Genomic DNA, 26,846 nt, shown 5'->3' on the forward strand with positions numbered 1-26,846 from the left:
ATGTCGCAGCACACCCTGTCCGTGCTCGTCGAGAACAAGCCCGGTGTCCTCGCCCGGATCGCAGGACTGTTCTCCCGTCGCGGCTTCAACATCCACAGCCTCGCAGTGGGGGAGACCGAGCACGAGGAGATCTCGCGCATCACCGTTGTCGTCGACGTCGAGGACCTCCCGCTCGAGCAGGTGACCAAGCAGCTCAACAAGCTCGTCGAGGTGCTCAAGGTCGTCGAGCTCGACGCCGCCTCGGCCGTGCAGCGCCAGGTCATGCTCATCAAGGTCCGGGCCGATGCGGCGACACGCAGTCAGGTCCTCGAACTCGTCCAGCTCTTCCGCGCCAAGGTCGTCGACGTCGCCACCGAGTCGGTCACGATCGAGGCGACCGGCCACGCCGAGAAGCTCACCGCCTTCCTCGGTGTCCTCGAGCCCTACGGCGTGCGCGAGCTCGTCCAGTCCGGCATCGTCGCCATCGGCCGAGGCCCCCGATCCATCACCGACCGCGCACTGCGCGGCGCGTGAACCGCAGACCCAACTACCCGGCATACACACAAGGAGAAGTGCGAAACCATGGCTGAAATGTTCTACGACGACGACGCCGACCTGTCGATCATCCAGGGCCGCAAGGTCGCCGTCATCGGCTACGGCAGCCAGGGCCACGCCCACGCGCTCAGCCTGCGCGACAGCGGTGTCGACGTGCGCGTCGGCCTCGCCGAGGGCTCGAAGAGCAAGGACAAGGCGGAGGCCGAGGGCCTGTCGGTGAAGTCCGTCGCCGACGCGACCGCCGAGGCCGACCTCGTCGTCATCCTCACGCCCGACCAGGTGCAGCGGAAGGTCTACGCCGACGAGATCCAGCCCAACCTCAAGGAGGGCGCCGCGCTCCTCTTCGGCCACGGCTTCAACATCCGCTTCGGCTACATCGCTCCCGAGGCCGGCTCCGACGTCATCATGGTCGCCCCCAAGGGCCCCGGCCACCTCGTGCGTCGTGAGTACGTCGACGGTCGCGGTGTGCCGGTGCTCGTCGCCGTCGAGCAGGACGCGTCCGGTGCCGCATGGGACCTCGCGAAGTCCTACGCCAAGGCCATCGGTGGCCTGCGCGCCGGCGGCATCCGGACGACGTTCACCGAGGAGTGCGAGACCGACCTGTTCGGTGAGCAGGCCGTCCTCTGCGGTGGCGCGAGCCAGCTGGTCATGTACGGCTTCGAGACGCTCGTCGAGGCGGGCTACCAGCCCGAGGTTGCGTACTTCGAGTGCCTCCACGAGCTCAAGCTCATCGTCGACCTCATGATCGAGGGCGGCATCGCCAAGCAGCGCTGGTCGGTCTCCGACACGGCCGAGTACGGCGACTACGTCTCCGGCCCGCGCGTCATCGACCCGTCGGTCAAGGAGAACATGCAGGCCGTCCTCGCCGACATCAAGAACGGCGCGTTCGCCAAGCGCTTCATCGACGACCAGGACGCCGGTGCTCCGGAGTTCAAGGCCCTGCGCGAGAAGGGTGCTCAGCACCCGATCGAGGCCACGGGCAAGGAGCTGCGCAAGCTCATGTCGTGGGTGAAGTCGAGCGAGACCGACACCGATTACGTCGAGGGTTCGGCCGCGCGCTGAGTCACCACTTTTGCTCCCCATGAGGGAACGTGAAGGGTCCGGAGGGTTATGTGCCCTCCGGACCCTTCACGTCTCCTCCGGTCGTTCGTGAACGGACGGACGATCCCGTATGCCGTCCGCTCACCACCCGACGTCACGCCGGGTGTGTCGCGTGCCGGTGATGGCGAGCCGAGACCCCTGCTGCCACGGCGCCCACGAGAGCCATGCCGGCGAGGGCCCCGAGGCCGATCTGGAGGTACTCGACCGAGGTGCTGTCGAGGGTGATCGAGGCTGGACCCGCCGACAGGGGTGAGGTTGCCCTTACCTAGAATGTCCCCGTGACCGAATTCGTCGACGAGTGGCCCGTGTGGGCCGTGTTCGGTGCGTTCTGGGTCATCGCGATGCTCCGCTCCAATGGCACCTACTGGGCCGGACGGGGCCTGCGCGCAGGGGGCGCCCACACGCGGATGGCGTCCCATCTCGACCGTCCGGCAGTGGTCCGCACCGAGGGCCTCGTCGACCGGTGGGGCGCGCCTGTCGTCGCGCTGAGCTTCCTCACCGTGGGGGTGCAGACCCTCATCAACGCCGCGGCGGGTGCCCTGCGGATGCCGTTGCCGCACTATGTGCCTGCGACAGCTGTCGGCTCGTTGCTCTGGGCGACGCTCTACACGTCGGTGGGCGCGGCTCTCTGGCAGGCGATCACCGGGGGAGCGTGGTGGTGGCTGCTCGTCATCGCCGCGGCCGTGGCCATCGTCGCCGTCAGCACACGTGTCCTCAGTCGGGCGGCAGTGCGACGACCCGGTCCGACACCATGACGGTCGTGCTCAGAACCGCGTCTCCCCGCTGGGAGGTGACCTTGACCGGCATACCGGCGCGGTTCTTGGCGAACCAGAAGGTCGTCACCTCGGCCTCGTCGCGGACGACGTAGCGCCAGCAGTCGGCCACGCCCAGCGGGTACTCGAGTGTCGCCTCGTCCCGCGCCGTGACCGCCGCGGGGAACGCCGCGTGCCGCTGGAGGTCGAGCCAGGTCAGCGGCATCGACGTCACGTCTCCGAGCACCGTGCCGTCGGCGTCGCAGTCGGCGCGCTCATACGTCGCGCCCTCTGCGGTGACCGCCGCGAACCGGCTCAGCCGGTGCCGCACTCCGTCAGCTTCGTCGACCCTCACGACGACGGTTCGACCCACCGGGCAACCGGTGCGAATCTCGGCTGCGGAGAACGGTGTGGGCAGAAGCTCGGGACCGAGGACGTGGTCGTCACTCATGTCGGTGAGTGGAAGCGCCGCGGCATCGGCACGGGTTGCGTGGCCAGCCAGTCCTCGAAGGTCATGCCCCCAGTCTCGACCTCCGGGCCCGGCAGGATGTGCCCCTCGGCGAACCCCCGCATGACCTTGCCGACCGCGGGCAAACGCACCAACCGCGGTGGTCGCCGACCGTCGTGCTCGGCGAGGAGGGTGGAGAGTTCGCTCATTCCGTATGCCGTGGGGCCGGCGATGTCCGTCGCGCGCCGGTAGCCGTCCGGTGCCTGTCCCACCGCGAGGTCGACGAGACGGGAGGCGACCCAGTCGATGTCGACCGGTTGGATCCGCATGTCACCGAGCGTCATGGAGATCGGGCCGATTCGACCGGCCGTGCCGAAAAACGCTGCGAGGGAATGGAATTGGGTCGCTCGCAGCACCGTTGCTGGCACCCCGGCGTCCTCTAGAGCCTTCTCGGAGTCGACCTTGGCGCGGTAGTAGGGGTAGGGGATGCGGTCGCTGCCCACGATCGAGATCGAGACGACATGGGCTGGGGAGCCGAGACGGCGCAGGGATTCGCCGATCCGACGGGCGCCGGCGACGTCGACGTCCTGCGGCTTGGTCTGCGACGTCGCGGCGTGCACGACGGCGTCGGTGCCGTCGAGGGCGGCGTCGAGCCCGGCGCCCGTCGAGAGGTCCACGCCGGAGCGGCGACTCGCAGGGACGGCCTCGTGCCCCCTGGCCACCAGTTCCCGTACGACCCGACCACCCAGGTCGCCCGATCCACCCGTCACGACGATGCGCATGCCCCCATCGTCGGCGACGACGCCAGGAGATGGGCTCGTTCGTGACCAATCAATCAGTCTCGCGGCTCCACCGCATGGCTGTCCCCGGTTTGGCGATTCCTCGCCCCTGCGACTTCCGGGTAGAGAAACTTCGCGGAGGTCGAGGGTCGGTCGGGGTTGTGAGGTGGCGTCATGCGGTGGAGTGTCCGGACGATTCTCGGGCTGGTCGCCCTGGTGATCTTCGGAGCGGCAGGAGTGGGGAGTCCGGCATCGGCTGCTCCTGCGGCGACCGTCGGCGGGAAGACGGCATCGGCTGCTCCTGCGACGACGGGCGAGGGCATGCCCTCACGGTTCGTCGCGGTCACGCCAAATCGGGTTCTCGACACTCGGTCCGGCCTGGGGGCACGCAAGGGTGTCGTCGGGGCCAATGGTTCGGTCCGCCTGACACTCGCAGGCCGTGCGGGAGTTCCGGCGACCGGTGCGACGGCCGTGGTTCTCAACGTGACGATGACCCAAGCGGTGCGGGGCGGGTGGGTGCAGGTGTTCCCGACGGGCCAGGCGACCATCGGTTCCTCGTCCAACCTGAACGTCGAGTCCGCGGCGCAGACCATCGCCAACATGGTGACGGTGCCGATCGGCGACGGCGGCACAGTCACGCTGTACACCTCCGGCGGTGGGCATCTCCTCGCCGATGTCTTCGGCTATTACGAGCCGTCGGGGGCGGTTGCTGACGGGCGATTTGCTGCGCTCTCGCCGGAGCGGCTGCTCGACACTCGCACGGGTTCGGGTCTGGCCGCACCGGGCAACCCCGGGGACACGAAGAACTGTGGGGACTTCTCCTCCTGGTCCGCGGCCAACGCGTGGTTCTGGACGTATTACCCGCACTACGGCGACGTGGCAAGGCTGGACGGGGACAACGACCTCGTGCCGTGCGAGACCCTCGCGGGTGTGCCGGCCACCGCGCAGCGGCCACCGGCGGCCAAGCCGGCCGCCCGATCCACAACGACGTTCCAGGTGTCGGGACGTGGAGGCGTTCCCGCTGGGGCGTCGGCCGTCGTCCTCAATGTCACTGCCACGCAAACGGCTGGTGGCGGCTGGCTGCAGGTGATGCCTGCTGACGGACGCGCGAGCGCCGGAGCCTATTCGAACCTCAATCTCATGAGGGTTGGCCAGACCGCAGCGGGCCTGGCCACCGTTCCGCTCGCAGCCAATGGTGCGGCGTCGATCTACACGAGCGTCGCCACACACCTCCTCGCGGACGTGGCGGGCTACTACACAGGGGCATCCGAGGAAGCCAGCGGGCGTGGGCTCTTCGTCCCCATCAGTCCGACGCGCATCAAGGACACGCGTTCGGGCATGAAGCCCGCCTCGGGCTCGACAGTGTCATTGGTTCCGGGTGGCAAGGGCGGAGTTCCCACGTCGGGGGCGACGGCGATTGCGCTCAACCTCACCGCGACTCAGGCGACCGGGGTGGGCTTCCTCCAGGTGTACCCCACCGGGGAGGGCGTCCCGGGCTCGTCGTCCAACCTCAACACGGAGCGCGCCGGTCAGACGATCGCCAACGCCGTCCTCACCAAACTGGGGAACGGTGGCGCGGCGAGCGTCTACTTGTCGCGGGCCACGCACGTCCTCGGTGACGTCGCAGGCTGGTTCACCGGCGATGTCCTGCCCACCCACCCCGCGCTGTCGGGTCTGGTCATCGCACCGCAGAACACCACGGTGAGTTATGAGCGCGACAGTTGGAACCACTGGATCGACGCGGATGCCGACTGCCAGAACACTCGACACGAGGTCCTCATCGCGCACTCCCAGGAGCCGGCACAGCTCAGCACGAGTGGGTGCACGGTGATTTCCGGGGTGTGGCGGGATCCGTACTCGGGGCAGACGTGGACCCAGGCAGCGGACGTGCAGATCGATCACGTCGTTGCCCTCGCCAATGCGCACCGCTCAGGAGGGTGGGCCTGGAGCGCGGCGAAGAAGGAAGCCTTCGCGAACGATCACCTCGCACCCGAGCTCGCGGTCGTCGGAGGAGACGTCAACCAGTCCAAGGCCGACAGCGGCCCGGAGACGTGGAAGCCGCCGCTGGTTTCGGCCTGGTGCCGGTACGCGACGGATTGGGCTGCGGTCAAGCGCAAGTACGCCCTCACCGTGACTTCGGCCGAGTACTCGGCTCTTGCATCCATGCTGGGGACCTGCGCGTAGGAGCGCACGGGCCACGAGGCCCCATCTGTGGTGTGTCACATACCGGTCGGCACCATCCACATGCTGAACGCGGCCCTAGAATCGGGCGTGCGCACAGCGTCGTGCCACCCACCCCCGTGACTCTGCGGACCCCGCCCCGTGACCCAAAGGATACGCACGTGAGCAAGCCGATCGTCCTGATCGCCGAGGAACTGAGCCCCGCCACCATCGACGCCCTCGGACCTGACTTCGAGGTCCGCAACACTGACGGGTCCGACCGTTCCCAGCTGCTCCCCGCGCTGGCCGACGTCGACGCCGTGCTCATCCGCTCCGCGACCAAGATGGATGCCGAGGCCATCGCTGCGGCCAAGAACCTCAAGGTCATCGCCCGCGCCGGTGTGGGTCTCGACAACGTCGACGTCCCCGCCGCAACGCAGGCCGGTGTCATGGTCGTCAACGCCCCGACCTCCAACATCACCAGCGCCGCCGAACTCGCGGTCGGTCTCCTCCTCTCGACCGCGCGCAACATCGCGCCCGCCAACCAGGCCCTCAAGGGTGGTGCGTGGAAGCGCAGCAAGTACGGCGGTGTCGAGCTCCTCGAGAAGAAGGTTGGCGTCGTCGGCTTCGGTCGCATTGGTCAGCTCGTGGCCGAGCGGCTCAAGGGCTTCGGCATGGAGATCCTCGCCTACGACCCCTACGTCTCGGCCCAGAAGGCCGGGCAGCTGGGTGCGCGCCTCGTGACCCTCGACGAGCTGCTCGCGGAGTCCGACTTCATCACCGTCCACCTGCCCAAGACCTCGGAGACGGCCGGACTCCTCGGCAAGGAGGCCTTCACCAAGGTCAAGCCGAGCGTCCGCATCATCAACGCCGCACGTGGTGGCATCGTCGACGAGGAGGCACTCGCCGAGGCCCTCCGTGAGGGTCGGGTCGCCGGAGCCGGCATCGACGTCTTCGCGACGGAGCCGACGACCGAGAGCCCGCTCTTCGAGTTCGAGTCGGTCGTCGTGACGCCCCACCTGGGCGCCTCCACCGAAGAGGCACAGGAGAAGGCCGGCGTCTCCGTGGCCAAGTCTGTGCGCCTCGCCCTCGGCGGCGACCTCGTCCCGGACGCGGTCAACGTGTCCGGTGGCATCGTCGACGAAGAGGTCCGCCCCGGCATCGACCTCGTCGAGAACCTCGGCCGCATCTTCACGGCCGTGGCGGGTTCAGTCCCCGTGCAGCTCGACGTCGACGTGCGCGGTGAGATCACCGAGCACGACGTCTCGGTGTGGGAGCTCTCGGCCCTCAAGGGTGTCTTCACCGACATCAGCGAGGACCCGGTGACCTACGTCAACGCCCCGCTGCTCGCCAAGGAGCGCGGTTGCGAGGTCCGCCTGCTCACCGACGCCGTGTCCGAGGAGTTCCGCAACGTGACGACCCTGCGCGGCACGCTGGCCGACGGACGCACTGTTTCGGTCGCCGGCACCCTCACAGGACCCAAGATGGTCCAGAAGCTCATCGGCATCGACGGCTTCGACCTCGAGGTCCCGATCAGCGACCACATGGCCTTCTTCTCCTACAAAGACCGTCCGGGGGTCGTCGGTGTCATCGGCCGACTCCTTGGCGAGGCCGACGTCAACATCGGCGGCATGCAGGTCGACCGCGACGAGTCGACGGGGGCTGCTCTGGTGGCCCTCACGGTCGACAACAAGATCCCGGCTGAGGTCGTCGGCGCGATCGCGTCCGAGGTCGACGCCGAGGTCCGGACCGTCGACCTGGTCGACTGATCCATCGACCAATCCGGTTGTGACACAACGTCATTGACCGATTCGCGTATGCCGTGTGGTCGCCTCCCGAGGCGACCACACGGCATACGCGTTGGTGGGCGGTTTCTGCGAAATCACAGGCATGTGCTTATCGTTGGGCCGTCAAGTGACCACGCATTTTCAGGAGGGTTTGTGAACCGTACGGAGCTCAAGACCAAGGTTTCCGAGAAGGCCGAGCTCAGCGCGGCCGACGCCGACCGCGCGATCGGCGCTGTCCTCGAGGCCGTCACCGAGGCCCTCGTGGCCGGCGACAAGGTCTCGCTGCCGGGCTTCGGCATCTTCGAGACCCGCGAGCGCGCCGCCCGCACCGGCCGCAACCCGCAGACGGGTGAGGCTCTCGAGATCGCCGCCAGCACGGCCGCCGCGTTCAAGCCGGCCGCCGAGCTCAAGCGCAAGCTCGCCAAGTGAGCTGAGTGCTCTTCGCGGATGCCGCGTGCCCACCCTCCGGTGGGTGCGCGGCATCCGTGTTTCGGGGGCTCGTGTTCGCGCTGAGACGGCGTCTCATTTCATGAACAGGGTCTACCCGATAGTTGGACGTCCTCCTAACCTCGAAGGCATGCAGCGGAAGGTACTTCTCATTGCCTGCCGCGGCGAGGTTCGGTAGTCAGCTCCCTCGCCGCGGAGATCCCGCGACGTCTGCTGACGGGCTCGCCCCCACCGGGGCTTGGAGCCACCAACCCACCACGAACGTGACCCGGAGGACATTCCCATGAGTGAAGAGGCCAAGCAGGCGCAGCGCGCACTGCAGGAGTCGATGGACCTGCGTGACCAGGACCACACGGACGCCTGACGCGCACCACCCATCTCAACTTTCCCGCCGGAAGTGGGTTCCTCTCACTTCGCCTGATCGCCTCGGTCAAGCGAAGTCAGAGAAAGCCACTTCCGGCGGGAAAGTTGTTTTCGGACGGTCGTTCTGGGAGTCCGGATGGTGGGCGGCGTGTCCCGGATGACGAGATGAGTTTCTAGGGTGGAGAGCATGACGAACAACAGTGCCGGGGAGAGCATCGACCTCGCGGTGATCGCCGGTGACGGCATCGGGCCCGAGGTCGTCGCCGAGGGGCTCAAGGTCCTCGAGGCCGTGACCGCCGGCAGCGGCACCAAGGTGACCAGCACGGCATACGATCTCGGCGCGAAGCGCTGGAACGCCACCGGCGAGACCCTGCCCGACAGCGTCCTCGACGAACTGCGCGGTCACGACGTCATCCTCCTCGGCGCCATCGGTGACCCGAGCGTCCCGAGCGGAGTCCTCGAGCGCGGCATCCTCCTGCCGCTGCGCTTCGCACTCGACCACTACGTCAACCTCCGCCCGGCCAAGCTCTTCCCGGGTGTCGAGAGCCCGCTCGCCGTCGACCGCGTGGCCCCGGGCGGCATCGACTTCGTCGTGGTGCGCGAGGGCACCGAGGGTCCCTACGTCGGCAACGGCGGCTCGCTGCGCACCGGCACGCCCCACGAGATCGCGACCGAGGTGAGCGTCAACACGCGCTTCGGGGTCGAGCGCGTCGTCCGCGAGGCCTTCGCCCGCGCCCAGGCCCGCCCGCGCAAGCACCTCACCCTCGTCCACAAGCACAACGTCCTCACCCACGCCGGGCACCTGTGGCGCCGCACGGTCGAGGAGGTCGGCGCCGAGTTCCCCGACGTCGAGACGGCCTACCAGCACGTCGACGCCGCGACGATCTTCCTCGCCACCGATCCCGGGCGCTTCGACGTCATCGTCACGGACAACCTCTTCGGCGACATCATCACCGACATCGCGGCCGCCATCGCCGGCGGCATCGGCCTCGCAGCGAGCGGCAACATCAACCCGACGGGGTCGGCGCCGAGCATGTTCGAGCCGGTCCACGGGTCCGCGCCGGACATCGCCGGCCAGGGCAAGGCCGACCCCACGGCGACGATCCTGTCGGTCGCGATGCTGCTCGACCACCTCGGGCGCACCGACGAAGCGGCGCGGGTCGAGGCCGCGGTCGCGGCCGACCTCGCCGGGCGGGGCAGCGCGGTACGCACGACGAGCGCCATCGGTGACGCCGTCGCGTCACGCCTGTCATAGGCTCGGTCGCCGTAGGCGCAGCGAGCCCCCGCGCCCGCTTCATTCGTGTGGAAGGACCCCTTGAGATGACCGACCTCTCGTTCAGTGTCGAGCGACGTCCGGACCCCGCGAGCGACGAGCGTCGCGCGCAGATCCACGCCAACCCCGGATTCGGTGTCCACTTCACCGACCACATGGTCACGGCGACGTGGACCAAGGACGGCGGTTGGCGCGACGGCAAGGTCGTGCCCTACGGCCCGATCCAGGTCATGCCGAGTGCGGCCGTGCTGCACTACGCGCAGGAGATCTTCGAGGGCATGAAGGCTTACCGCCACGAGGACGGCTCCGTCTGGACGTTCCGTCCCGAGGCCAACGCCGCCCGCATGGCCCGCTCCGCGCGCCGCCTGACCCTGCCCGAGATCTCCGAGGCCGACTTCATCGGGTCGCTCCGGGCCCTGGTCGAGGTCGACGAGGCGTGGGTGCCGCCGGCCGACGGCAGCGAGGCCAGCCTCTACCTCCGCCCGTTCATGTATGCCTCGGAGGCGTTCCTCGGGGTCCGGCCGGCCAACGAGGTGACCTACTCGGTCATTGCCTCGCCTGCCGGTCCCTACTTCGCCGGTGGCCTCAAGCCGGTCAAGCTCTGGATCTCGCAGGACTACGCGCGGGCCGGTGCCGGGGGCACCGGCGCGGCGAAGTGCGGTGGCAACTATGCGTCGTCGCTCGCCGGCCAACTCGAGGGGATCGAGAACGGGTGCGACCAGGCGGTCTTCCTCGACTCCGCGTCGCAGGAATACATCGAGGAACTCGGAGGCATGAACCTCTTCTTCCTCACCAGGGACAACGAGCTGATCACACCCGAACTCTCCGGATCGATCCTCGAGGGAATCACCCGCAGCTCGATCCTCGAGCTCGCCAAGGACCTCGATCTCACGCCGGTCGAGCGCAAGGTGCCGATCCAGGAGTGGAAGGACGGCACGGCCTCCGGCGACATCGTCGAGATCTTCGCCTGCGGTACCGCGGCCGTCATCACGCCGGTGGGTGAGCTGCGCTGGGCCGGCGGTTCCGCCCCGGCGGTCGGTGGTCCCGAGGGTGGTGAGGTCACGCGGGCGATTCGCCAGACGCTCCTCGACATCCAGTACGGCCGGGCCGAGGATTCACGCGGCTGGCTGACCCGCCTCGCCTGAGCGACCATGGGTGTTCGGGGGGTGAGCCTGGCCGGACCGGTGGCCAGGGGTTTGGTTCTGCTCGCGGGTGGCGCACTGGTCGCGGTGTCCATCACCGCGGCGGTGCATCCGCACATGGGACTCTTGAGTTTCCGCGCTCTGGTCGTCGTGCCGCTGATGGCCGTCATCGTCGTGGTCGCCCTCTGGGGTCGTGTCCCGGCGGCCGTGGGTCGGAGGCTCGCCGACCGGGGTCGCTGGCTGGACGCCGGGGTGGTGCCCGGCGTCGCTGTGCTGGGCGCCGCCGCGTCAACGGTGGCCGCCCGGCTGATCGCCTACGGCTACGGGTGGGACGCCCACACCCTCATGCAGTTCGCCCGCAGGCTCCATGGGGGGTTCGTGCTCGAGCCCTACGCCTACGACTACCTGTCGCTCTACCCCAACACCATCGCGATGTTGGCGATCGATCGGGGCTACCTGGCACTCGGCGATGTCTTCGGTGTGACACCCCAGACGGTGGCGATCGCGGTCAATGGCCTCTGCCTCGGGGTCACCCTGTGGATCGTGGGTCGGTTCCTGCGGCCTCGGGTGGGGCTGCGCTGGGCGGTCCTGGCTCAGCTCGTGGTCATCGCCCTCGTGGGGCTGTCGCCGTGGATGAGCGTGCCCTACACCGACGTTCCCGCGATGCCGTTCGTCGTGGGGGCCGTGGCACTGGGCGTGCGCGCAGTCGACGTCGAGGTCCCGTGGCGGCGCATCCTCTTCTGGTCCGGTGCTGCCCTGTCGGTAGCAGTGGCCTACATCATCAAGTCGACGCCGGCCGTGCTGCTCGTGGCTCTGGTGCTGTTCGCGCTCGTCGTGGCCCTCGAGCCGACCCGCGATCGCCCGTCCCGCCGACGTCGCCTCGTGCGAGCGGTCGTGGCCTCGCTCGGGGCCGGCGCCGTCTTCGCGGTCGGCTCGGCAGGGCTCACGAGCCTGGCGACGGCGACCTCCGGGATCGATGCGTCACAGGTGCGTCCCGACGTGACACCCCCCGTCATGTGGTGGCTGGCCAATGGGATGAACTCCAAGCCCAACCCGCGGGGTGGCACGAGCTACGGAACCTATGACCGAGCCATGGTCGAGGGGATCTCGGGTCGAACGCCCGAGGAGGCCACGGCATACGCGAGGTCGTTCATCCATGACCGGTGGGAGGGCCGCGGAGCGGTGGGCACGGCCCAGTTCTACGGCGCCAAGACCGTGTGGAACTGGGGTGACGGCATGTTCTGGGCCTGGGGTGAGGGTGGTGACCTCCTCATCTCGAGCCCGCGTCTGAGCGGACCGGCCGTCGACGTCATGTGGTCCGTGGACAACCCGTCGGGCGCGGCCTATCCCGCCCGCGCCGATCTCACCCAGGCGCTCTGGCTCTCGGTGCTTCTCCTCACGGGACTGGGCGCCCTGCTCGGGCGACCCCGACGAGAGGTCCTGCTGCTCGCGCTCGTGCTGCTCGGCGCGGCCGGATTCACCCTCCTCTTCCAGGGGCGCTCCCGCTACATCTTCGTTTTCGCTCCCGTCGTCGTGATGATGTGCGCCCTCACCCTTCCATCGCTGCGGGGACGCAGAAATGGTTCAGGAGCAGACCATTGACGGCGTATGCCGTGTGGGTGTTGAGTACCTGTCACTGACGTTCCTGGGACAAAGGGGTTCGGGAACAGACCTTTGATGGAGTGCTCATGGCGACAGAGGCAGGCAGCACCACACAGCCCGGCGGACCCGGGGACCACCACGACGACGAGGCGATGCTCGCCGAGCTCGGCTACAAGCAGGAGCTCCATCGCGGGATGAGCGGCTTCAGCAACTTCGCCGTCTCGTTCTCGATCATCTCGATTCTCGCCGGGTGCATCACGACGTACTACCTGGCCATGGACGCCGGTGGACCGGTGGCCATCTCGATCGGGTGGCCCGTCGTCGGCATCTTCGTGCTCTGCGTCGCGTTGGCGATGGCCGAGGTCTGTTCGGTCTATCCGACCGCAGGTGGGCTCTACTTCTGGGCCGGCAAGCTCGCGCGACGCAACAAGCGCGTGTGGGCGTGGTACGTCGGCTGGTTCAACTTCCTCGGCGAGGTGGCCGTCACGGCGGCCATCGACTACGGCGCTGCCGTGACCTGGATGGCACTGCTCAACCTGGTCTTCGGTGTCGAGGTGTCGCTCGCGTCGACCTTCGTCGCGTTCGTCGTCATCATCGTCCTGCACGGGTTGCTCAACACGTTCGGCGTGAACCTCGTCAAGCTTCTCTCCAACGTCAGCGCCTGGTGGCACCTCGTGGGTGTCGCGATCATCGTCGCGATCCTCTGGCTCGTCCCGGACCAGCACCAGAGCCTGTCGTGGACGTTCACCGAATACAAGAACTCGACCGGGTTCGACGGCCACGTCCTGGGCATCCTGCCCTACGCGTTCCTCGTCGGCCTGCTCATGGCGCAGTACACCTACACCGGCTACGACGCCTCCGCGCACGTCGCCGAGGAGACGATGAACGCCTCGACCGAGGCGCCCAAGGGCATCGTCATGTCGGTCTGGGTGTCGATCATCGCCGGCTGGATCCTCCTCGTGTCGGTCACGGCGGCGATCCAGGACTATGACGCGCAGCGGGCGACCGAGACCGGGCTCCCGCCGGCCCAGATCTTCATCGACGCCGCCGGCGCCGGCCTCGGCAAGACCATGCTCTTCATCTGTGCGGTCGCTCAGTTCTTCTGCGGCATGGCATCGGTGACGGCCAACTCGCGCATGTCCTACGCGTTCTCGCGCGACAACGCCCTCCCTGGTTCGCGCCTCTGGTCGCAGGTCCACCCGCGCACCGGAACCCCCACCAACTCGATCTGGCTCTGCGTCGTCTGTTCGATCGTCGTCGCGCTGCCCGCCCTGTGGAGCCTCACGGCCTACGCGGCGGTCACGTCCATCGCCGTCATCGGGCTCTACATCGCCTACGTCGTCCCGGTGTTCCTGCGCCGCATGAACCCCGACTTCCGGGTCGGTCGGTGGAACCTCGGCAAGTGGAGTGCGCCGATCGGGTGGATCGCCGTCGTGTGGGTCATCATCATCGTCATCCTCTTCATGCTCCCGGCCTACGCGCCCGGAACGTGGGGTGACTCGACCTTCAACTACGCCCCGGTGGCCGTGGGCGTCGTGCTCGTGTTCGCGACGGTGTCCTGGTTCGTCGGCGGACGCAAGCACTTCATGGTCGACGTGCCCAAGGGCCACGACACGAAGCCGGCAGCCGAGATCTTCGAGTGAACGTGAACGCACACCAGCCGGACGAAGGGCGGCTCTCGGAGGCCGTCCTTCGTCCGGCGACCGCCAACGCGTTCGAGACGACCGTCGAGCAGCTGGCCACGGCCATCCGGCTCGGAGTCTTCGTCGACGGCGAGCAGTTGCCGCCCGAGCGTGATCTCGCGGAGCGGCTCGGGGTCTCGCGCAACACCCTGCGCGACGCCATCGCCGCCCTGCGCGAGAGCGGTCTCGTCGAGACGAAGCGTGGTCGCGGTGGAGGCACCGTCGTCACCCATGTGCCACCTCAGCCGGGATCGTCACCGGGCTCCTCAAGGGTGCCGCCCCGCCGGGGTGCTGCGATGGCCGACGCGCTCGACTTCCGTCGGGTGGTCGAGCCGGGAGCTGCCTGGCTCGCGGCCCGGCAGAGCCTGGCCGGCGACCAGAGGTCCTGGCTCGTCGAGGCAGCCGCGGCGGTGCGCGCGGCTCCCGACGCAGGAACCCACCGCATCGCGGACAGCCGCTTCCACCTCGCCGTGGCCACCGTGTCCGGCTCGCCGATGCTCATCGAATCGGTGACCCGGGCCCAGGCGGCGCTCGGTGAGATGCTCGGTGCCATCCCGGTCCTGAAACGCAACATCGAGCACTCGTGCGACCAGCACGACGCGGTCGTCGACGCCATCCTCCGAGGAGACGCCGAGACCGCACGCGCCGCCATGGAGGAGCACTGCGATGCGACCTCCGCCCTGCTCAGGGGACTCATCGGATGACGAAGGAGAACGACACATGAGTGGTTCCATCCACGCCGGGGGGCCGAAGCAGTTCACCCTCGACGACCTGCGCGCGGGTGCGGAGTCCGGCGAGATCGACACGGTCATCGTCGCCTTCACCGACATGCAGGGCCGGCTCACGGGCAAGCGACTGCACGCGGGCTATTTCCTCGACCACGTCCTCGACCACGGAGCCGAGGGCTGCAACTACCTCCTCGCCGTTGACGTCGACATGAACACCGTCGACGGCTATGCGATGTCGTCGTGGGAGAAGGGCTACGGCGACTTCGAGTTCGTGCTCGACCTGGACACGTTGCGGCGGACGCCCGGCCAACCGAACTCGGTGACGATCCAGTGCGACCTCGCCTGGCTCGACGGGTCGGGCCCGGTTCGACAGTCGCCGCGCGGCATCCTCAAGGGCCAGGTCGAGCGCGCCGCCGAGAAGGGCTGGCAGGCGCTCGCCGGCACCGAGCTCGAGTTCATCGTCTTCGAGGACAGCTACACCTCCGCGTGGGACCGGCGCTATGTCGGCCTCACGGGCGCGAACCGCTACAACGTCGACTACTCGATCACGGGTGGCACGGTTGTCGAGCCGCTGCTGCGCGAGATCCGCAATGAGCTGTATGCCGCGGGCGTCACCGTCGAGGGTGCCAAGGGTGAGTGCAACCTCGGCCAGCACGAGATCGGCTTTCTCTATGACGAGGTCGTGCGCACGTGCGACAACCACGTCATCTACAAGACCGCGGCCAAGGAGCTCGCCGCCAGGCACGGCATGTCGCTCACCTTCATGGCGAAGTACGACGAGCGCGAGGGCAACTCCTGCCACGTCCACCTCTCGTTGCGCGGCCTCGAGGGGGAGACGGTCTTCGCCGACGACGAGCGCGAGGGTGGGCAGAGCCTGCTGCACGACCAGTTCCTCGCCGGGGTGCTCGCCACGCTCCGCGAGTTCACCTACTTCTATGCGCCGAACATCAACTCCTACAAGCGGTTCCAGCCGGGATCATTCGCTCCGACGGCCGTCGCCTGGGGCCGCGACAACCGCACGTGCGCGCTGCGCGTCGTCGGCCACGGGGCTGGTCTGCGCATGGAGAACCGTGTCCCCGGTGGTGACGTCAACCCCTACCTCGCCATCGCCGCGATGCTCGCGGGCGGCCTCTACGGCATCGAGCACGAGCTCGAACTCGAGCCGGAGTTCATCGGCAACGCCTACAACTCCGACGTCGATACCGTGCCCGCCACCCTGCGCGAGGCCCGCGACCTGCTCGCCGGCAGCGACATCGCCCGCGAGGTCTTCGGTGACGACATCGTCGACCACTATGTCAACGCCGCCGACGTCGAGCTCAAGGCCTTCGACGCGGCCGTCACCGACTGGGAGCGCGTCCGCGGCTTCGAGCGGCTCTGATCCCTCCGAAAGGACAACGCAGCATGACCACGCATGACGTCATCAATCCGGCGACCGAGGAGACGGTGCGCAGCATCGACCTCGTCGGTGTCGAGGAGACCGACGAGGCGGTCGCCCGCGCCGTCGAGGTCGGGCCGACGTGGCGGGCCCTCGCACCCGCCGACCGCGGCCGTCTCCTCCGCCGCTTCAGCGAGGTCGTCGACGAGCACCTCGAGGAACTCGCGCAGCTCGAGGTGACGAACGCCGGCCACACGATCGGCAACGCCCGGTGGGAGGCCGGCAACGTTCGCGACGTGCTCGCCTACTACTCGGCCGCGCCCGAGCGACTCTTCGGCAGGCAGATCCCCGTCGCGGGTGGACTCGACGTCACGTTCAAGGAGCCGCTCGGCGTCGTGTCGGTGATCGTCCCGTGGAACTTCCCGATGCCGATCGCGGGGTGGGGGTTCGCCCCGGCCCTGGCCGCCGGCAACACCGTCGTCCTCAAGCCGGCCGAGCTCACCCCGCTCACGGCGATGCGCCTCGGAGAGCTCGCCCTCGAGGCAGGCATCCCCGAAGGTGTCTTCACCGTCCTGCCCGGCAAGGGCTCGGTGGTGGGGGAGCGGTTCGTCACCCACCCCGATGTGCGCAAGGTCTGCTTCACGGGTTCGACCGCGGTCGGCCAGGGGATCATGCGCAAGGCCGCCGACCAGCTCAAGCGGGTCACCCTCGAGCTCGGCGGCAAGTCCGCCAACATCGTCTTTGCCGACGCGGACGTCGAGGCCGCAGCAGCCGCAGCACCCATGTCGTTCCTCGACAACGCCGGTCAGGACTGCTGCGCCCGCACGCGAATCCTCGTGCAGCGCACCGTCTTTGACGCCTTCATGGAGCGGTTCGAGGCGGCCATCAAGGACGTCAGCGTCGGCGACCCCGGTGACGAGAGCACCCAGATGGGCCCGCTCGTGAGCGCCGGTCAGCGCGAGACCGTGCGCGGTTTCGTCGACGACTCCGACGAGACCGTCGACATCGCCTTCCGCGGCAGCGCGCCCGAGGGCACCGGCTACTGGTACCCACCCACCGTCGTCCTCCCGACCTCCACCCGGGACCGTGTCTGGCGCGACGAGATCTTCGGCCCGGTCGTGGGTGTCATGCCCTTCGACGACGAAGCAGACGCGCTTGCGAAAGCCAACGACACGGCATACGGGCTGTCCGGATCGATCTGGACCCGCGACGTCGGGCGAGCGATCCGCGTGAGCCGCGCCGTCGAGGCGGGCAACCTCAGCGTCAACAGCCACAGCAGCGTGCGCTACTCGACGCCGTTCGGCGGGTTCAAGTCGAGCGGCATCGGCCGCGAGCTCGGCCCGGACGCGCTCGACGCGTTCACCGAGGTCAAGAACGTCTTCATCAGCACGGACAACTGACTCTCACCACCACGGAAAGGCTTGGCACACATGGGAACTCGTCTCGAGGGCAAGGTTGCGGTCGTCACCGGAGGCTGCTCCGGCATCGGCCTCGCAACCGTCCGGCGCTTCGCCGAAGAGGGCGCCAAGGTCGTCATCGGCGACCTCGACGACGCCAACGGTGAGCGGATCGCGCAGGAGGTCGGCGGCGCCTACGTCCACTGCGACGTGACCGACAAGGACCAGGTCGACACCCTCTTCGCCACGGCCAAGGAGAAGTTCGGCAGCGTCGACATCGCCTTCAACAACGCCGGCATCAGCCCGCCCGAGGACGACTCGATCCTCGACACCGACCTCGACGCGTGGCGCAAGGTGCAGGAGGTCAACCTCACGTCGGTCTACCTGTGCTGCAAGGCGGCGCTGCCCTACATGCTCGAGCAGGGCAAGGGGTCGATCATCAACACGGCGTCCTTCGTCGCGGTTATGGGCGCGGCGACGTCGCAGATCTCCTACAGCGCGTCCAAGGGCGGTGTCCTCTCCATGAGCCGCGAACTCGGGGTGCAATTCGCCCGCCAGGGCGTGCGCGTCAACGCCCTCTGCCCGGGACCGGTCAACACGCCACTGCTGCGTGAGCTCTTCGCCAAGGACGAGGAGCGGGCCGCGCGTCGGCTCGTCCACGTCCCGATGGGGCGCTTCGGCGAGCCGGAGGAGATGGCCAACGCCGTCCTCTTCCTCGCGTCGGACGAGTCGAGCTTCATCACGGCCAACACGTTCCTCGTCGACGGCGGCATCTCAGGCGCCTACGTCACCCCGCTCTGAGCCATGGCTGCGTCCGCCCGTCCCGTCGTCGGCATCACGTCCTACGTCGAACCCGTCGTGCGTGGTGACTGGGACGGGCAGCTCAGCACGGTGTTGCCGCACAACTACGTCCAGCACCTCGAGCGCGCCGGCGCCACGGTGGTCGTGATGCCGCCGAGGCTCGACGCGTCGGATGACCTTGTGGCACAGCTGCTTTCGCGCCTCGACGGAGTCGTCATCGCCGGCGGTGCCGACGTCGAAGCAGTCCGGTATGCCGCTGTCCCCGACTCCCGGGTCCAGTCACCTCGCCCGGACCGGGACGTCTTCGAACTGGCCGTGGCCCGGGTGACGGGGGAGTCGCGGCTGCCGCTCCTCGGGATCTGTCGCGGGATGCAGGTCATGGCCGTGGCCGCCGGCGGCACGCTCGAGCAGCACATCCCGGTCCGGGTCGGGCACGAGGAGCACAGCCCGGCGCCGGGCGTCTATGCGCACCACCCCGTCACGATCGAGGACGGCACCCGGCTCGCCACCATCCTCGGCGCCGGCGTCCACGACGTCCCGACCTACCACCACCAGGCGGTGTCCACGCACCCCGGCTACGCGGCAACGGCATGGCACGCGGACGGGACGCTCGAAGCGATGGAGGACACGGCATACCCCTTCCGTCTGGCAGTCCAGTGGCATCCGGAGGCGGGCGCGGACACGCGACTCTTCGACGCGTTCGTGGCCACGTGCGGCGAGTTCGCAGCGCAGGGGTGACACTGGACCGGTGAAGATTCCGGGACTGGCGATTGCAGCAGGAGGTGTCGGTCTCGCCGCGTGGCTCGTGCGCGCGGGGCGTCCGGTGCCCGAGGCCATGGGCGGGCGCGCCACCGGCACCCGAGCGGCCCGCATGGCGGAGTCGCCCGAGTGGTCGAACGGCAAGTTCCACAACCAGCAGCTGCGCTTCGAACCGTCGTCGCGCTCGCTCGCCGGCAGCGTCCGGGAGCTCGTCGCCGGACGTCAGGAGCGGCACCCGGTGGGGGATGTTCCGCTCGTGCGCGAACCCCTCGACGCCCGACCCGAGGGCACGCACGTCACGTGGCTGGGCCACTCGACCGTCCTCGTCCAGATCGACGGGGCGGTCGTCCTCCTCGATCCGGTGTGGAGCGACCGCTGCTCCCCGTCGCAGCAGGTGGGGCCCAAGCGACTGCACCCGGTGCCGGTCGAGCTGCGCGACCTCCCGCCGGTCGACGCGGTCGTCATCTCGCACGATCACTACGACCACCTCGACATGGGCTCGGTCAAGGAACTCGCCCGACTGCGGCCCGAGACGCGATTCGTCGTGCCGCTCGGGATCGGCGCGCACCTCGAGAAGTGGGGCGTCCCAGCCGACCGCATCGACGAACTCGACTGGCACGAGGAAACCAAGGTGGCCGGGGTGCGCCTCGTGGCCACGCCGGCCCAGCACTTCTCGGGTCGCGGGCTGTCCCGCGACGGAACGCTCTGGGCGTCCTGGGTGCTGGAGGGTTCCATCGGCAAGGTCTTCTACTCGGGTGACACGGGCTACTTCGTGGGGTTCGCACAGATCGGGGAGCAGTACGGCCCGTTCGACCTGGCGCTCGTCCAGGTCGGCGCCTACGACGACGGCTGGCCGACAATCCACATGACGCCCGAGCACGGGGTGGAGGCGGCGCTCGACGTCGGCGCGCCGGTCATGGTCCCGGTGCACTGGGCGACCTTCAACCTCGCCTTCCACCCCTGGGCCGAACCCATCGAGCGCGTCCTCGTCGAGGCCGAGCGCCGCGGGATCGGCGTGAGCGTGCCGCGGCCCGGCGAGCGGATCGACGTTGCGTCGCTACCTGCGGAACCGGGCTTCTGGTGGCGTTCGGTCACCTGAGGTGCTCCCAACGTTTCTCGGACCGACAATCCGGTATGCCGGGTGCTCACCGTTCGTGTTGACTCACCTGTGTGACTGACGGACCGGGCTACTACGAGCACCTCGACTTCAACGCGCCGCTGTCGGACTGGCGTGCCAACGCGATGGCCGACCGGCTCGCTCCGGCATCGCCGACGAGCCTGCTGGACGTCGGGTGCGGATGGGGCGAACTGCTCTTGCGGATCGCCGCGCGCGTGCCGGGAGCGAGCGCCCTCGGCGTGGACACGGAGGAGCGCCACCTCCATCGCGCGCGCGCCGCAGCCCGGGACCGTGGTCTGTCGGATCGCGTGACGTTCACCAACGTGGCCGGCGACCGGGTTGGTGACGTGATCGGGGGTCCGGCGGACGTGGTCATCTGCATCGGTTCGTCACACGCATTCGGCGACACAGTGGGGGAGGCGCTCGCCGGGCTGCGGCGGCTGGTGAGGCCCGGCGGCCGGCTTGTCCTCGGTGACGGGACGTGGGAGGTGCGGGGTCCGGTGCGGCCCGAACTGGTCTGGGACGACGTGGTGGCGCTGCCCTCGGTGGCCGAACTCGTCGATGTCGCGGTCGCGGCGGGATTCCGGCCCCTGTGGACCGATACGGCCAACGAGGACGAACTGTTCGCCTTCGAGTCCGGCTATCTGGCCGATCTCGAGGAGTGGCTCATGCACCACGACGACGCCGAGGTTCGGGCCCGTGCTGATGAACACCGCACCCGGTGGTTGCACGGATATCGCAACGCCTTCGGGTTCGCCTATCTGACGCTCGGTGTCCCGGACCACGGCTGAGCCCCGAGAGTCGTCGCCGTCAGTCCTCTGCGGCCAGCCCCGTGTCGCGGACGAGGTAGACCCACGGCAGGGCGCGGCACCCCACGACCCAGCCGTTTCGTTCGTACCTGGCGAGCGAACCCGTCCACACCACCCGCTTGTGCTCCCACTGGGTGGGCGTGCGCACCATGAGGTGGCGGAGCATGCCGGCCCGCACCGTGTGCCATCCGCGACGGCCGGCGAGGTCGAGTTCGCCCATCTCGTCGAAGGCGGTCACGGGTCCGAGCCACCGATGCTCCGGGGGAGCGGCATCCTCGGCCGGGCGGTCGCCGAAACGTTGCTGGACCGCCTGACGGCTCATGCCGAGCTCGGTGCCGATCGTGGCCCAACTGTGGCCACTGGCTCGAGCCGCATTCACGGCCTGGCGCAGGAGGTCTCGGGTCACGGTCTCAGCCTCGGCTGCGCGGCGCACCAGGGCGAGGTGGTTCTCGGCCGTGCCCTCGACGATGGCACGGCCGATGGCTGTGGTGAGCGCTGAGGTCGGATTCTCGGCCTCGGCGGTCAGGTCAGTGCTCGTCACGACTGGGGAGCCAGAGGTCGTCATCGGAGTCGCCGTTGGTGTCAGTGGTGCGGTCGTTGGGGTCGTCGGCGGTGCGGCGGAAGGTCGATCCGAGCAGGTAGGCGCCGAGCACCATGAACGCGACGGTCGCGCCAGTGAAGAGGCCCTTGTCGAACCCGTCGCGTCCGCGAGAGAGGAGGTAGGTGACAAGACCGAGCACGATCAACACCGTCCCGGCGGGGAGGGCGGTCTGCTTCTGCGGTTGAAGAGTGGGAGCCATGTCGTCAACGTTAGGTTGACGTCGGGTACATGTCAACCAGTGGTTGACATGGTGTTGAGATGGGCACCCGCATGGCGGGTGGAGGTTGTCCACACTCGGTCGTTCGCCGCCTCGTTGTCCACAGATCGCCAGAGTGCGGGCGCGCACGGACGTTGGCCGGTGACATGCTGACCGAGCGCAATCACGAAGGAGACGAGATGAGTCAGCAGGGCAGTTCCGACGGGAACCATGGCGGGGGCGAGTCGAGGCGCTCGGCAGCAGCTCTCATCGCGATGGCACTGTCCGCGCTGGGTTCGCACCGAGTCCGGGCCTTCGATGACGCGACCGTGGCGCTCGCGCAATTGTGCGGCACGCCCGAGGGGGAGCGCCAGGTCGTGACGAGCACGATCGATCAGGTCGCCGCGGCAGTGACCCAGGCCTGGGACCGCGGGTGGCAGCCTGCCGACGTCCACCGCATGGCTGTGCGATCCCTGTCCGTGGAGGAGCAGTCGGTTGCCGTTGATGCCATGAGTGACGAGTTGGCGCGCTACGCGGCCGCCACCGTGGACCATCGGTGGACGGCTCAGCTGGCGGATCTCGACGGAGGAGTCTGGTGGCCGGCCTCCCAGACCTGGCTCGATGCGCGACGCGCACGGGGCGCCGACTGGCTCAGCCTGCTGTCGCACACGGTCACGGTGCTCCACCTCCTGTGGACGCTGCCGAGGATCCAGCGCCTCACGCCCCTTCCCGGTGAGGCGCTGCCCCGACCGACCTCGGTCGCCCAGGCTCCCGGATCCGGTCCGGCTCCCGACGAGCGCATCCTCACCCGAGTGCGGATGCTGCTGGCCAAGGCGGAGTCGACGACCTTCGAGGCCGAGGCAGAGACGTTCACCGCAGGGGCTCAGGCGCTCATGGCCCGGCACAGCATCGACGCTGCTCTGCTGGCCGCCCACGCCCGCAGCGCCGGTGGCGTCGAGGACGAGCCCGAAGGGCATCGCATCGGCATCGACACGCCCTACGACGGCCCGAAGGTGACCCTCCTGTCCGAAGTGGCGCGGGCCAACCGCTGTCGGGCGATCTGGACCAAGGACCTCGGGTTCGCCACAGTCATCGGCTACGAGGCCGACGTCGAGGCCGTCGAGCTGCTCTTCACCTCGCTGCTCGTGCAGGCCAACGCCCGCATGCTGGCGCAGGGGTCACGCACGGACCATCGGGGCCGCAGTCGCACCCGCGCCTTCCGTTCCTCGTTCCTCACCGCCTATGCCCACCGCATCGGTGAGCGCCTCCGCGAGGTCGCCGATGCCGAGATGGAGTCGGCGGCTCCGGCCGCCAGCCAGCAGGGGCAGCAACTCGTGCCGATCTTCGCTGCGCGCAACGCAAAGGTCGAGCAGTCGATGAGCCACTGGTTCCCATCCCTGACTCAACGAACGACCCGGTCCGTGGCCGATGCAGAGGGGTGGCACGCGGGTCGCTCGGCCGCCGATCAGGCGCACCTCGATGGCTCAGTGGGACGGGGGGAGGTGGGGAAGAGGCGCACCGGCTGACTCTGGCGCTCACGGCCCAAGGGCCTGAGGTCCCGGTCAGCGGGGCTGGCCGGCCCGCACCATCTCGACCGTCTTGGCGATCCGGTCGGCCCGGGTCTGCTCGCGCTTGGCCTCGGTCACCCAGCGGACGTACTCCTTGCGGTGGGAGTACGCCATCCCCTCGAACGCCTGTGCCACAACGGGATCGGTGCCGAGCGCCGCGGCCAGATCATCGGGCACCTCGACCGTGCGCGGCGCCGAGTCGGCGGAGATGTCGAACGTCACCTCGTCGCCGAGTTCGATGCCCGCGGCCGCCCGGTTGGCCTTGCTGAAGCCGACGAGGTTCTGGCCACCCATCCGCGCCAGCCGCAGCGCGTGCGCCTTGCCGTTGATGGTCACCACCACGGGGAACGTCTTGGCTCCGTCACCCAGCGCACCCACCTGCTCGTCGGTGAACGAGAAGCCACCGGCCGGGCCCATCGGCTCGAGGACGGCGGTGAGGTGCAACGTCTCTCCCATGGAAGGTGAGACTAGCGAGGAAGGGGAGCGGACGGCATACGCCATGGTGTGAAGGCGGGTGACCGCGATGTGGACGGTCCTTCCCGAACCGTGGAACCGCGTGCCACGCTTCCCCCGTGACTCTCATGTCCGTGGCCACCGCCACCGTCATTATCGACTAGCGCGACGAACTCCCGTTCGTCGCGCAGACCTCCCGCACCCGGGGGGTCTTTTTGTTTGGTCGATGAGGCGCCCCGAGTCGGCCGGGCAGAACGTTCAGTCGGCCACACCCCCGGCTCTGGGCGGCAGCGCTCCCCGACAATGGCACGTGAGACACGCAGAACCCAAGCACGAGAACGATCGAGACGAGACCCGAATGAGCGACCTGCACGTCTACGACACCACCCTGCGCGATGGTGCCCAGCAGGAGGGGCTGAACCTCTCCGTCGCAGACAAGCTCACGATTGCGTCCCACCTCGACGACCTCGGCGTCGGGTTCATCGAAGGTGGCTGGCCCGGGGCGAACCCCAAGGACACCGAGTTCTTCGCCCGGGCCGCCACCGACCTGCGACTCAAGAACGCCACGCTCGCGGCGTTCGGGGCCACGCGACGGGCGGGAAGTTCGGCCGCGACTGATCCTTTGGTGCGCGCGCTGGTCGACAGCCAGGCGCCCGTCGTCACTCTCGTGGCGAAGTCGCACGTCGGCCACGTGGAGCGGGCGCTGCGCACCACGCGCGAGGAGAACCTCGCGATGATCCGCGACACCGTGTCGTTCCTGCGAGGGGAGGGGCGGCGCGTCTTCCTCGACGCGGAGCACTTCTTCGACGGGTATGCCGTCGACCGTGCCTATGCCCTCGAAGCGCTGCGGGCAGCGTTCGAGTCCGGCGCCGAGGTGGCGGCGCTGTGCGACACGAATGGCGGCATGCTCCCCGGGCAGGTGTGGGACGTCGTGACCGACGTGGTCGGGGCTCTGGGGCTCGGGTCGGGGGTCAACGGCGGAGCCGCTGGCGACGCACGCCTGGGCATCCACTGCCACAACGACACCGGTTGCGCCGTCGCGAACTCGATGGCGGCCGTCGATGCCGGCGCAACTCATGTGCAGGGGACGATCAACGGCTACGGCGAGCGGACCGGCAACGCCAACCTCGTCACCGTCATCGCCAACCTCCAGCTCAAGGTCGGCCAGCAGGTGATGGAGCCGCACCACCTCCAGGACGCGACCCGGATCAGCCACGCCATCAGCGAAATCACCAACGTGCCGGCCTATTCGCGCCAGCCCTACACGGGGGCGAGCGCGTTCGCGCACAAGGCAGGGCTGCACGCGAGCGCGATCAAGGTCGACCCGGACCTCTACCAGCACCTGGACCCCAAGCACGTCGGCAACGACATGCGGATGCTCATCTCCGACATGGCCGGTCGTGCGTCGATCGAGCTCAAGTCGCGCGAGCTGGGATTCGAGCTCGACCCACAGAACGCCGAGGACAGTGCCCTGGTCGCCAAGGTGCTGGCGCGCGTCAAGGAGCTGGAATTGCGTGGCTACACGTTCGACGCCGCGGACGCCAGCTTCGAGCTCCTTCTGCGCCGCGAGATCGAGGGCGGCCTGCCCGAGTTCTTCGAGATCGAGTCGTGGCGGGTCATCACCGACTCGCGCCCGGACGGTGACGCGCTCTCCGAGGCGACGGTCAAGCTCATGGCGGGAGGTCGCCGTGTCCTCCGCACCGGTGAGGGCAACGGCCCCGTCAACGCACTGGACCACGCGCTCCGGCTCGCGCTCGCGACGGCCTACCCGGAGATCGAGCACCTCGAACTCATCGACTTCCGCGTGCGCATCCTCGACGCTGCCCATGGGACGGATGCGGTGACGCGCGTGCTCATCGAGACGAGCGACGGCGAGACGACGTGGGAGACGATCGGCGTTGCGCCCAACATCCTCGAGGCCTCGTGGATGGCCCTCGTCGAGTCCGTGACCTATGGCCTGCTGCGGGCGGGAGTGCCGGCGCGCTGACGCGTGGTACTCGTGTCACGATGACGGCATGAACGGACCGGGCGGCGACCTCGTGGTGCCACCCGGTCCCGGTCTGCCACGCGGTTTGGTCATCGATGCGCGCGAGTTGAGCGAGCGGTTCAGTCGGTCCTCCGGGCCGGGAGGGCAGGGCGTCAACACGACCGACAGCCGGGTCGAGTTGACGTTCGAACCGGCGACGTCGACGTCGTTGACGCCCACCCAGGTCGAGAGGGTCCTCGAAGTGTTGGCCCCGAGCCTCGTCCAGGGGCGACTCGTCGTGATGGCTTCCGAGCGTCGGTCCCAGTTGCGGAACAGGGCCGTTGCTCGTGAGCGTCTCGGTGCGCTGTTGCGTGAGGCCCTTGCGCCCCAACCTCCTGCGCGGCGGGCGACGCGACCGACGAAGGGTTCGCAGCGTCGTCGCCTGGATGCCAAGAAGCGTCGTGGCGAACTGAAGTCCGGGCGGGGTCGCGTCAGCCCCGATTGAAGGGCTCATTCCGTATGCCGTGACGCACGTTCTCGACGGTTGTTGCCGTTGCGCTCGGGCGGGCTGTGAACCCGTTGTCGGTGGTGGGTGATGGACTGTTCTTGTCGCCCCGGGGAGGGGTCGCTCGGGATGCTCGGAAGACGTGCTATTGGCGCGAATTCGGTTGTGCTGCAATGGAATTGGGCTGTGGATGACGTGATCATTGTCGCCGAACGGGTGTACGATGAAGGGGTAAGGGAGGGGGCCACTGATGACCGACACGATCCACGCCACGGATTCTGATGGCGCGCGCTGTGGCGCCTTCGGAGCCACCTTCGACGGCGACGCCAGCGAGGGTTCTGGTGAGGCTGTGGTGGACGCGAACACTGCCCCGCTCGACGGTGGAATGGGCGTGGAGGCGCGGGTTCGCGCGGTGGTGGCGGCGTTCGCCGGGATCGACGCGGAAGGCGTGACGCCGGCGGAGCGGGTGGCGTGTGTGGCGGCGTTGGAGGCGGTCAAGGG

25 protein-coding genes and 1 pseudogene are annotated in these 26,846 nt (G+C 68.7%); 21 read left to right on the top strand and 5 right to left on the bottom strand.

Annotated elements, in window-relative coordinates; genetic code table 11:
• The 3 genes and pseudogenes from ilvN (at nt 1) to N803_RS12940 (ending at nt 2,390) form a co-directional block, all read left to right on the top strand.
• Nucleotides 1-513 carry an acetolactate synthase small subunit gene (ilvN, locus tag N803_RS12930; protein ID WP_035905953.1) on the top strand — a complete coding sequence of 171 codons (513 nt, stop codon included), beginning with the start codon at nt 1-3 and terminating at the stop codon, nt 511-513.
• A 27-nt stretch (nt 514-540) separates the two neighbouring features.
• Nucleotides 541-1,596, top strand: a pseudogene (gene ilvC / locus N803_RS12935) (ketol-acid reductoisomerase); the annotation flags it as partial.
• 317 nt (nt 1,597-1,913) lie between these two features.
• Nucleotides 1,914-2,390, top strand: a complete 477-nt coding sequence (locus N803_RS12940) for a DedA family protein (protein ID WP_245617244.1) — start codon at nt 1,914-1,916, stop codon at nt 2,388-2,390.
• On the opposite strand, the gene N803_RS12945 is transcribed toward N803_RS12940, so the two are convergent.
• A complete protein-coding gene (locus N803_RS12945; protein ID WP_035905955.1) occupies nt 2,350-2,838 on the bottom strand; it encodes a hypothetical protein in 489 nt (162 codons plus the stop codon). The genes N803_RS12940 and N803_RS12945 overlap by 41 nt on opposite strands.
• Nucleotides 2,835-3,617, bottom strand: coding sequence for an SDR family oxidoreductase (locus N803_RS12950; protein WP_035905956.1), 783 nt, complete (start codon nt 3,615-3,617; stop codon nt 2,835-2,837). The genes N803_RS12945 and N803_RS12950 overlap by 4 nt, the downstream gene beginning before the upstream one ends.
• Before the next feature lie 171 nt (nt 3,618-3,788).
• On the opposite strand from N803_RS12950, the gene N803_RS17625 reads away from it, so the two are divergent.
• From N803_RS17625 to N803_RS13025, 14 genes are all read left to right on the top strand, one after another.
• Nucleotides 3,789-5,798 carry a DUF1524 domain-containing protein gene (locus N803_RS17625; RefSeq protein WP_052112263.1) on the top strand — a complete coding sequence of 670 codons (2,010 nt, stop codon included), beginning with the start codon at nt 3,789-3,791 and terminating at the stop codon, nt 5,796-5,798.
• Between the two features lie 158 nt (nt 5,799-5,956).
• Complete coding sequence (serA, locus tag N803_RS12960) at nt 5,957-7,543, top strand: phosphoglycerate dehydrogenase (protein ID WP_035905957.1); 1,587 nt, start codon at nt 5,957-5,959, stop codon at nt 7,541-7,543.
• A 171-nt stretch (nt 7,544-7,714) separates the two neighbouring features.
• Nucleotides 7,715-7,990 (top strand): HU family DNA-binding protein, encoded by a 276-nt coding sequence (locus N803_RS12965; RefSeq protein ID WP_035905959.1) that lies wholly within the window; start codon nt 7,715-7,717, stop codon nt 7,988-7,990.
• Nucleotides 7,991-8,558: 568 nt separating this feature from the next.
• Nucleotides 8,559-9,626, top strand: coding sequence for a 3-isopropylmalate dehydrogenase (locus N803_RS12975; RefSeq protein WP_035906037.1), 1,068 nt, complete (start codon nt 8,559-8,561; stop codon nt 9,624-9,626).
• Between the two features lie 65 nt (nt 9,627-9,691).
• On the top strand, nt 9,692-10,789 hold the full coding sequence (locus tag N803_RS12980; protein ID WP_035905961.1) for a branched-chain amino acid aminotransferase: 1,098 nt from the start codon (nt 9,692-9,694) through the stop codon (nt 10,787-10,789).
• Nucleotides 10,790-10,795: 6 nt separating this feature from the next.
• Entirely contained in the window at nt 10,796-12,388 is a 1,593-nt protein-coding gene (locus tag N803_RS12985; RefSeq protein ID WP_035905963.1) for a glycosyltransferase family protein, read from the top strand.
• 86 nt (nt 12,389-12,474) lie between these two features.
• The gene (locus N803_RS12990) at nt 12,475-14,031 is read left to right on the top strand and encodes an amino acid permease (RefSeq protein ID WP_052112265.1); all 1,557 of its coding nucleotides are present in this window, start codon (nt 12,475-12,477) and stop codon (nt 14,029-14,031) included.
• A gap of 2 nt (nt 14,032-14,033) precedes the next feature.
• On the top strand, nt 14,034-14,774 hold the full coding sequence (locus N803_RS12995; protein ID WP_035906040.1) for a FadR/GntR family transcriptional regulator: 741 nt from the start codon (nt 14,034-14,036) through the stop codon (nt 14,772-14,774).
• A gap of 16 nt (nt 14,775-14,790) precedes the next feature.
• Nucleotides 14,791-16,176, top strand: coding sequence for a glutamine synthetase family protein (locus N803_RS13000; protein ID WP_052112266.1), 1,386 nt, complete (start codon nt 14,791-14,793; stop codon nt 16,174-16,176).
• A gap of 23 nt (nt 16,177-16,199) precedes the next feature.
• A complete protein-coding gene (locus N803_RS13005; RefSeq protein ID WP_035905965.1) occupies nt 16,200-17,573 on the top strand; it encodes an aldehyde dehydrogenase family protein in 1,374 nt (457 codons plus the stop codon).
• 30 nt (nt 17,574-17,603) lie between these two features.
• Nucleotides 17,604-18,371 carry a 3-oxoacyl-ACP reductase gene (locus tag N803_RS13010; RefSeq protein WP_035905966.1) on the top strand — a complete coding sequence of 256 codons (768 nt, stop codon included), beginning with the start codon at nt 17,604-17,606 and terminating at the stop codon, nt 18,369-18,371.
• 3 nt (nt 18,372-18,374) lie between these two features.
• Entirely contained in the window at nt 18,375-19,109 is a 735-nt protein-coding gene (locus tag N803_RS13015) for a gamma-glutamyl-gamma-aminobutyrate hydrolase family protein (protein ID WP_035905968.1), read from the top strand.
• A gap of 10 nt (nt 19,110-19,119) precedes the next feature.
• On the top strand, nt 19,120-20,229 hold the full coding sequence (locus N803_RS13020) for an MBL fold metallo-hydrolase (protein WP_052112267.1): 1,110 nt from the start codon (nt 19,120-19,122) through the stop codon (nt 20,227-20,229).
• A gap of 71 nt (nt 20,230-20,300) precedes the next feature.
• Nucleotides 20,301-21,038, top strand: a complete 738-nt coding sequence (locus N803_RS13025; RefSeq protein WP_035905969.1) for an SAM-dependent methyltransferase — start codon at nt 20,301-20,303, stop codon at nt 21,036-21,038.
• A 19-nt stretch (nt 21,039-21,057) separates the two neighbouring features.
• Here N803_RS13025 and N803_RS13030 read toward each other — a convergent pair whose 3' ends face one another.
• The gene (locus tag N803_RS13030) at nt 21,058-21,597 is read right to left on the bottom strand and encodes a hypothetical protein (protein WP_245617245.1); all 540 of its coding nucleotides are present in this window, start codon (nt 21,595-21,597) and stop codon (nt 21,058-21,060) included.
• Complete coding sequence (locus tag N803_RS13035; RefSeq protein WP_035905970.1) at nt 21,584-21,856, bottom strand: hypothetical protein; 273 nt, start codon at nt 21,854-21,856, stop codon at nt 21,584-21,586. The genes N803_RS13030 and N803_RS13035 overlap by 14 nt, the downstream gene beginning before the upstream one ends.
• 197 nt (nt 21,857-22,053) lie before the next feature.
• Here N803_RS13035 and N803_RS13040 point away from each other — a divergent pair, with 197 nt between their 5' ends.
• Complete coding sequence (locus tag N803_RS13040; protein ID WP_169743092.1) at nt 22,054-23,379, top strand: DUF2786 domain-containing protein; 1,326 nt, start codon at nt 22,054-22,056, stop codon at nt 23,377-23,379.
• 36 nt (nt 23,380-23,415) lie between these two features.
• On the opposite strand, the gene N803_RS13045 is transcribed toward N803_RS13040, so the two are convergent.
• On the bottom strand, nt 23,416-23,877 hold the full coding sequence (locus tag N803_RS13045; protein ID WP_035905972.1) for a YdeI/OmpD-associated family protein: 462 nt from the start codon (nt 23,875-23,877) through the stop codon (nt 23,416-23,418).
• Between the two features lie 355 nt (nt 23,878-24,232).
• Here N803_RS13045 and cimA point away from each other — a divergent pair, with 355 nt between their 5' ends.
• From cimA to N803_RS13060, 3 genes are all read left to right on the top strand, one after another.
• Complete coding sequence (gene cimA / locus N803_RS13050) at nt 24,233-25,861, top strand: citramalate synthase (RefSeq protein ID WP_035905974.1); 1,629 nt, start codon at nt 24,233-24,235, stop codon at nt 25,859-25,861.
• A 28-nt stretch (nt 25,862-25,889) separates the two neighbouring features.
• Nucleotides 25,890-26,345, top strand: a complete 456-nt coding sequence (gene arfB / locus N803_RS13055) for an alternative ribosome rescue aminoacyl-tRNA hydrolase ArfB (RefSeq protein WP_035905976.1) — start codon at nt 25,890-25,892, stop codon at nt 26,343-26,345.
• A gap of 250 nt (nt 26,346-26,595) precedes the next feature.
• The coding region (locus N803_RS13060) for a hypothetical protein (protein WP_035905978.1) at nt 26,596-26,846 on the top strand (251 nt) is incomplete at its 3' end.

The sequence above is a fragment of the Knoellia subterranea KCTC 19937 genome (genome assembly GCF_000768685.1).
In the GTDB taxonomy this organism is placed as follows: Bacteria; Actinomycetota; Actinomycetes; order Actinomycetales; family Dermatophilaceae; genus Knoellia; species Knoellia subterranea.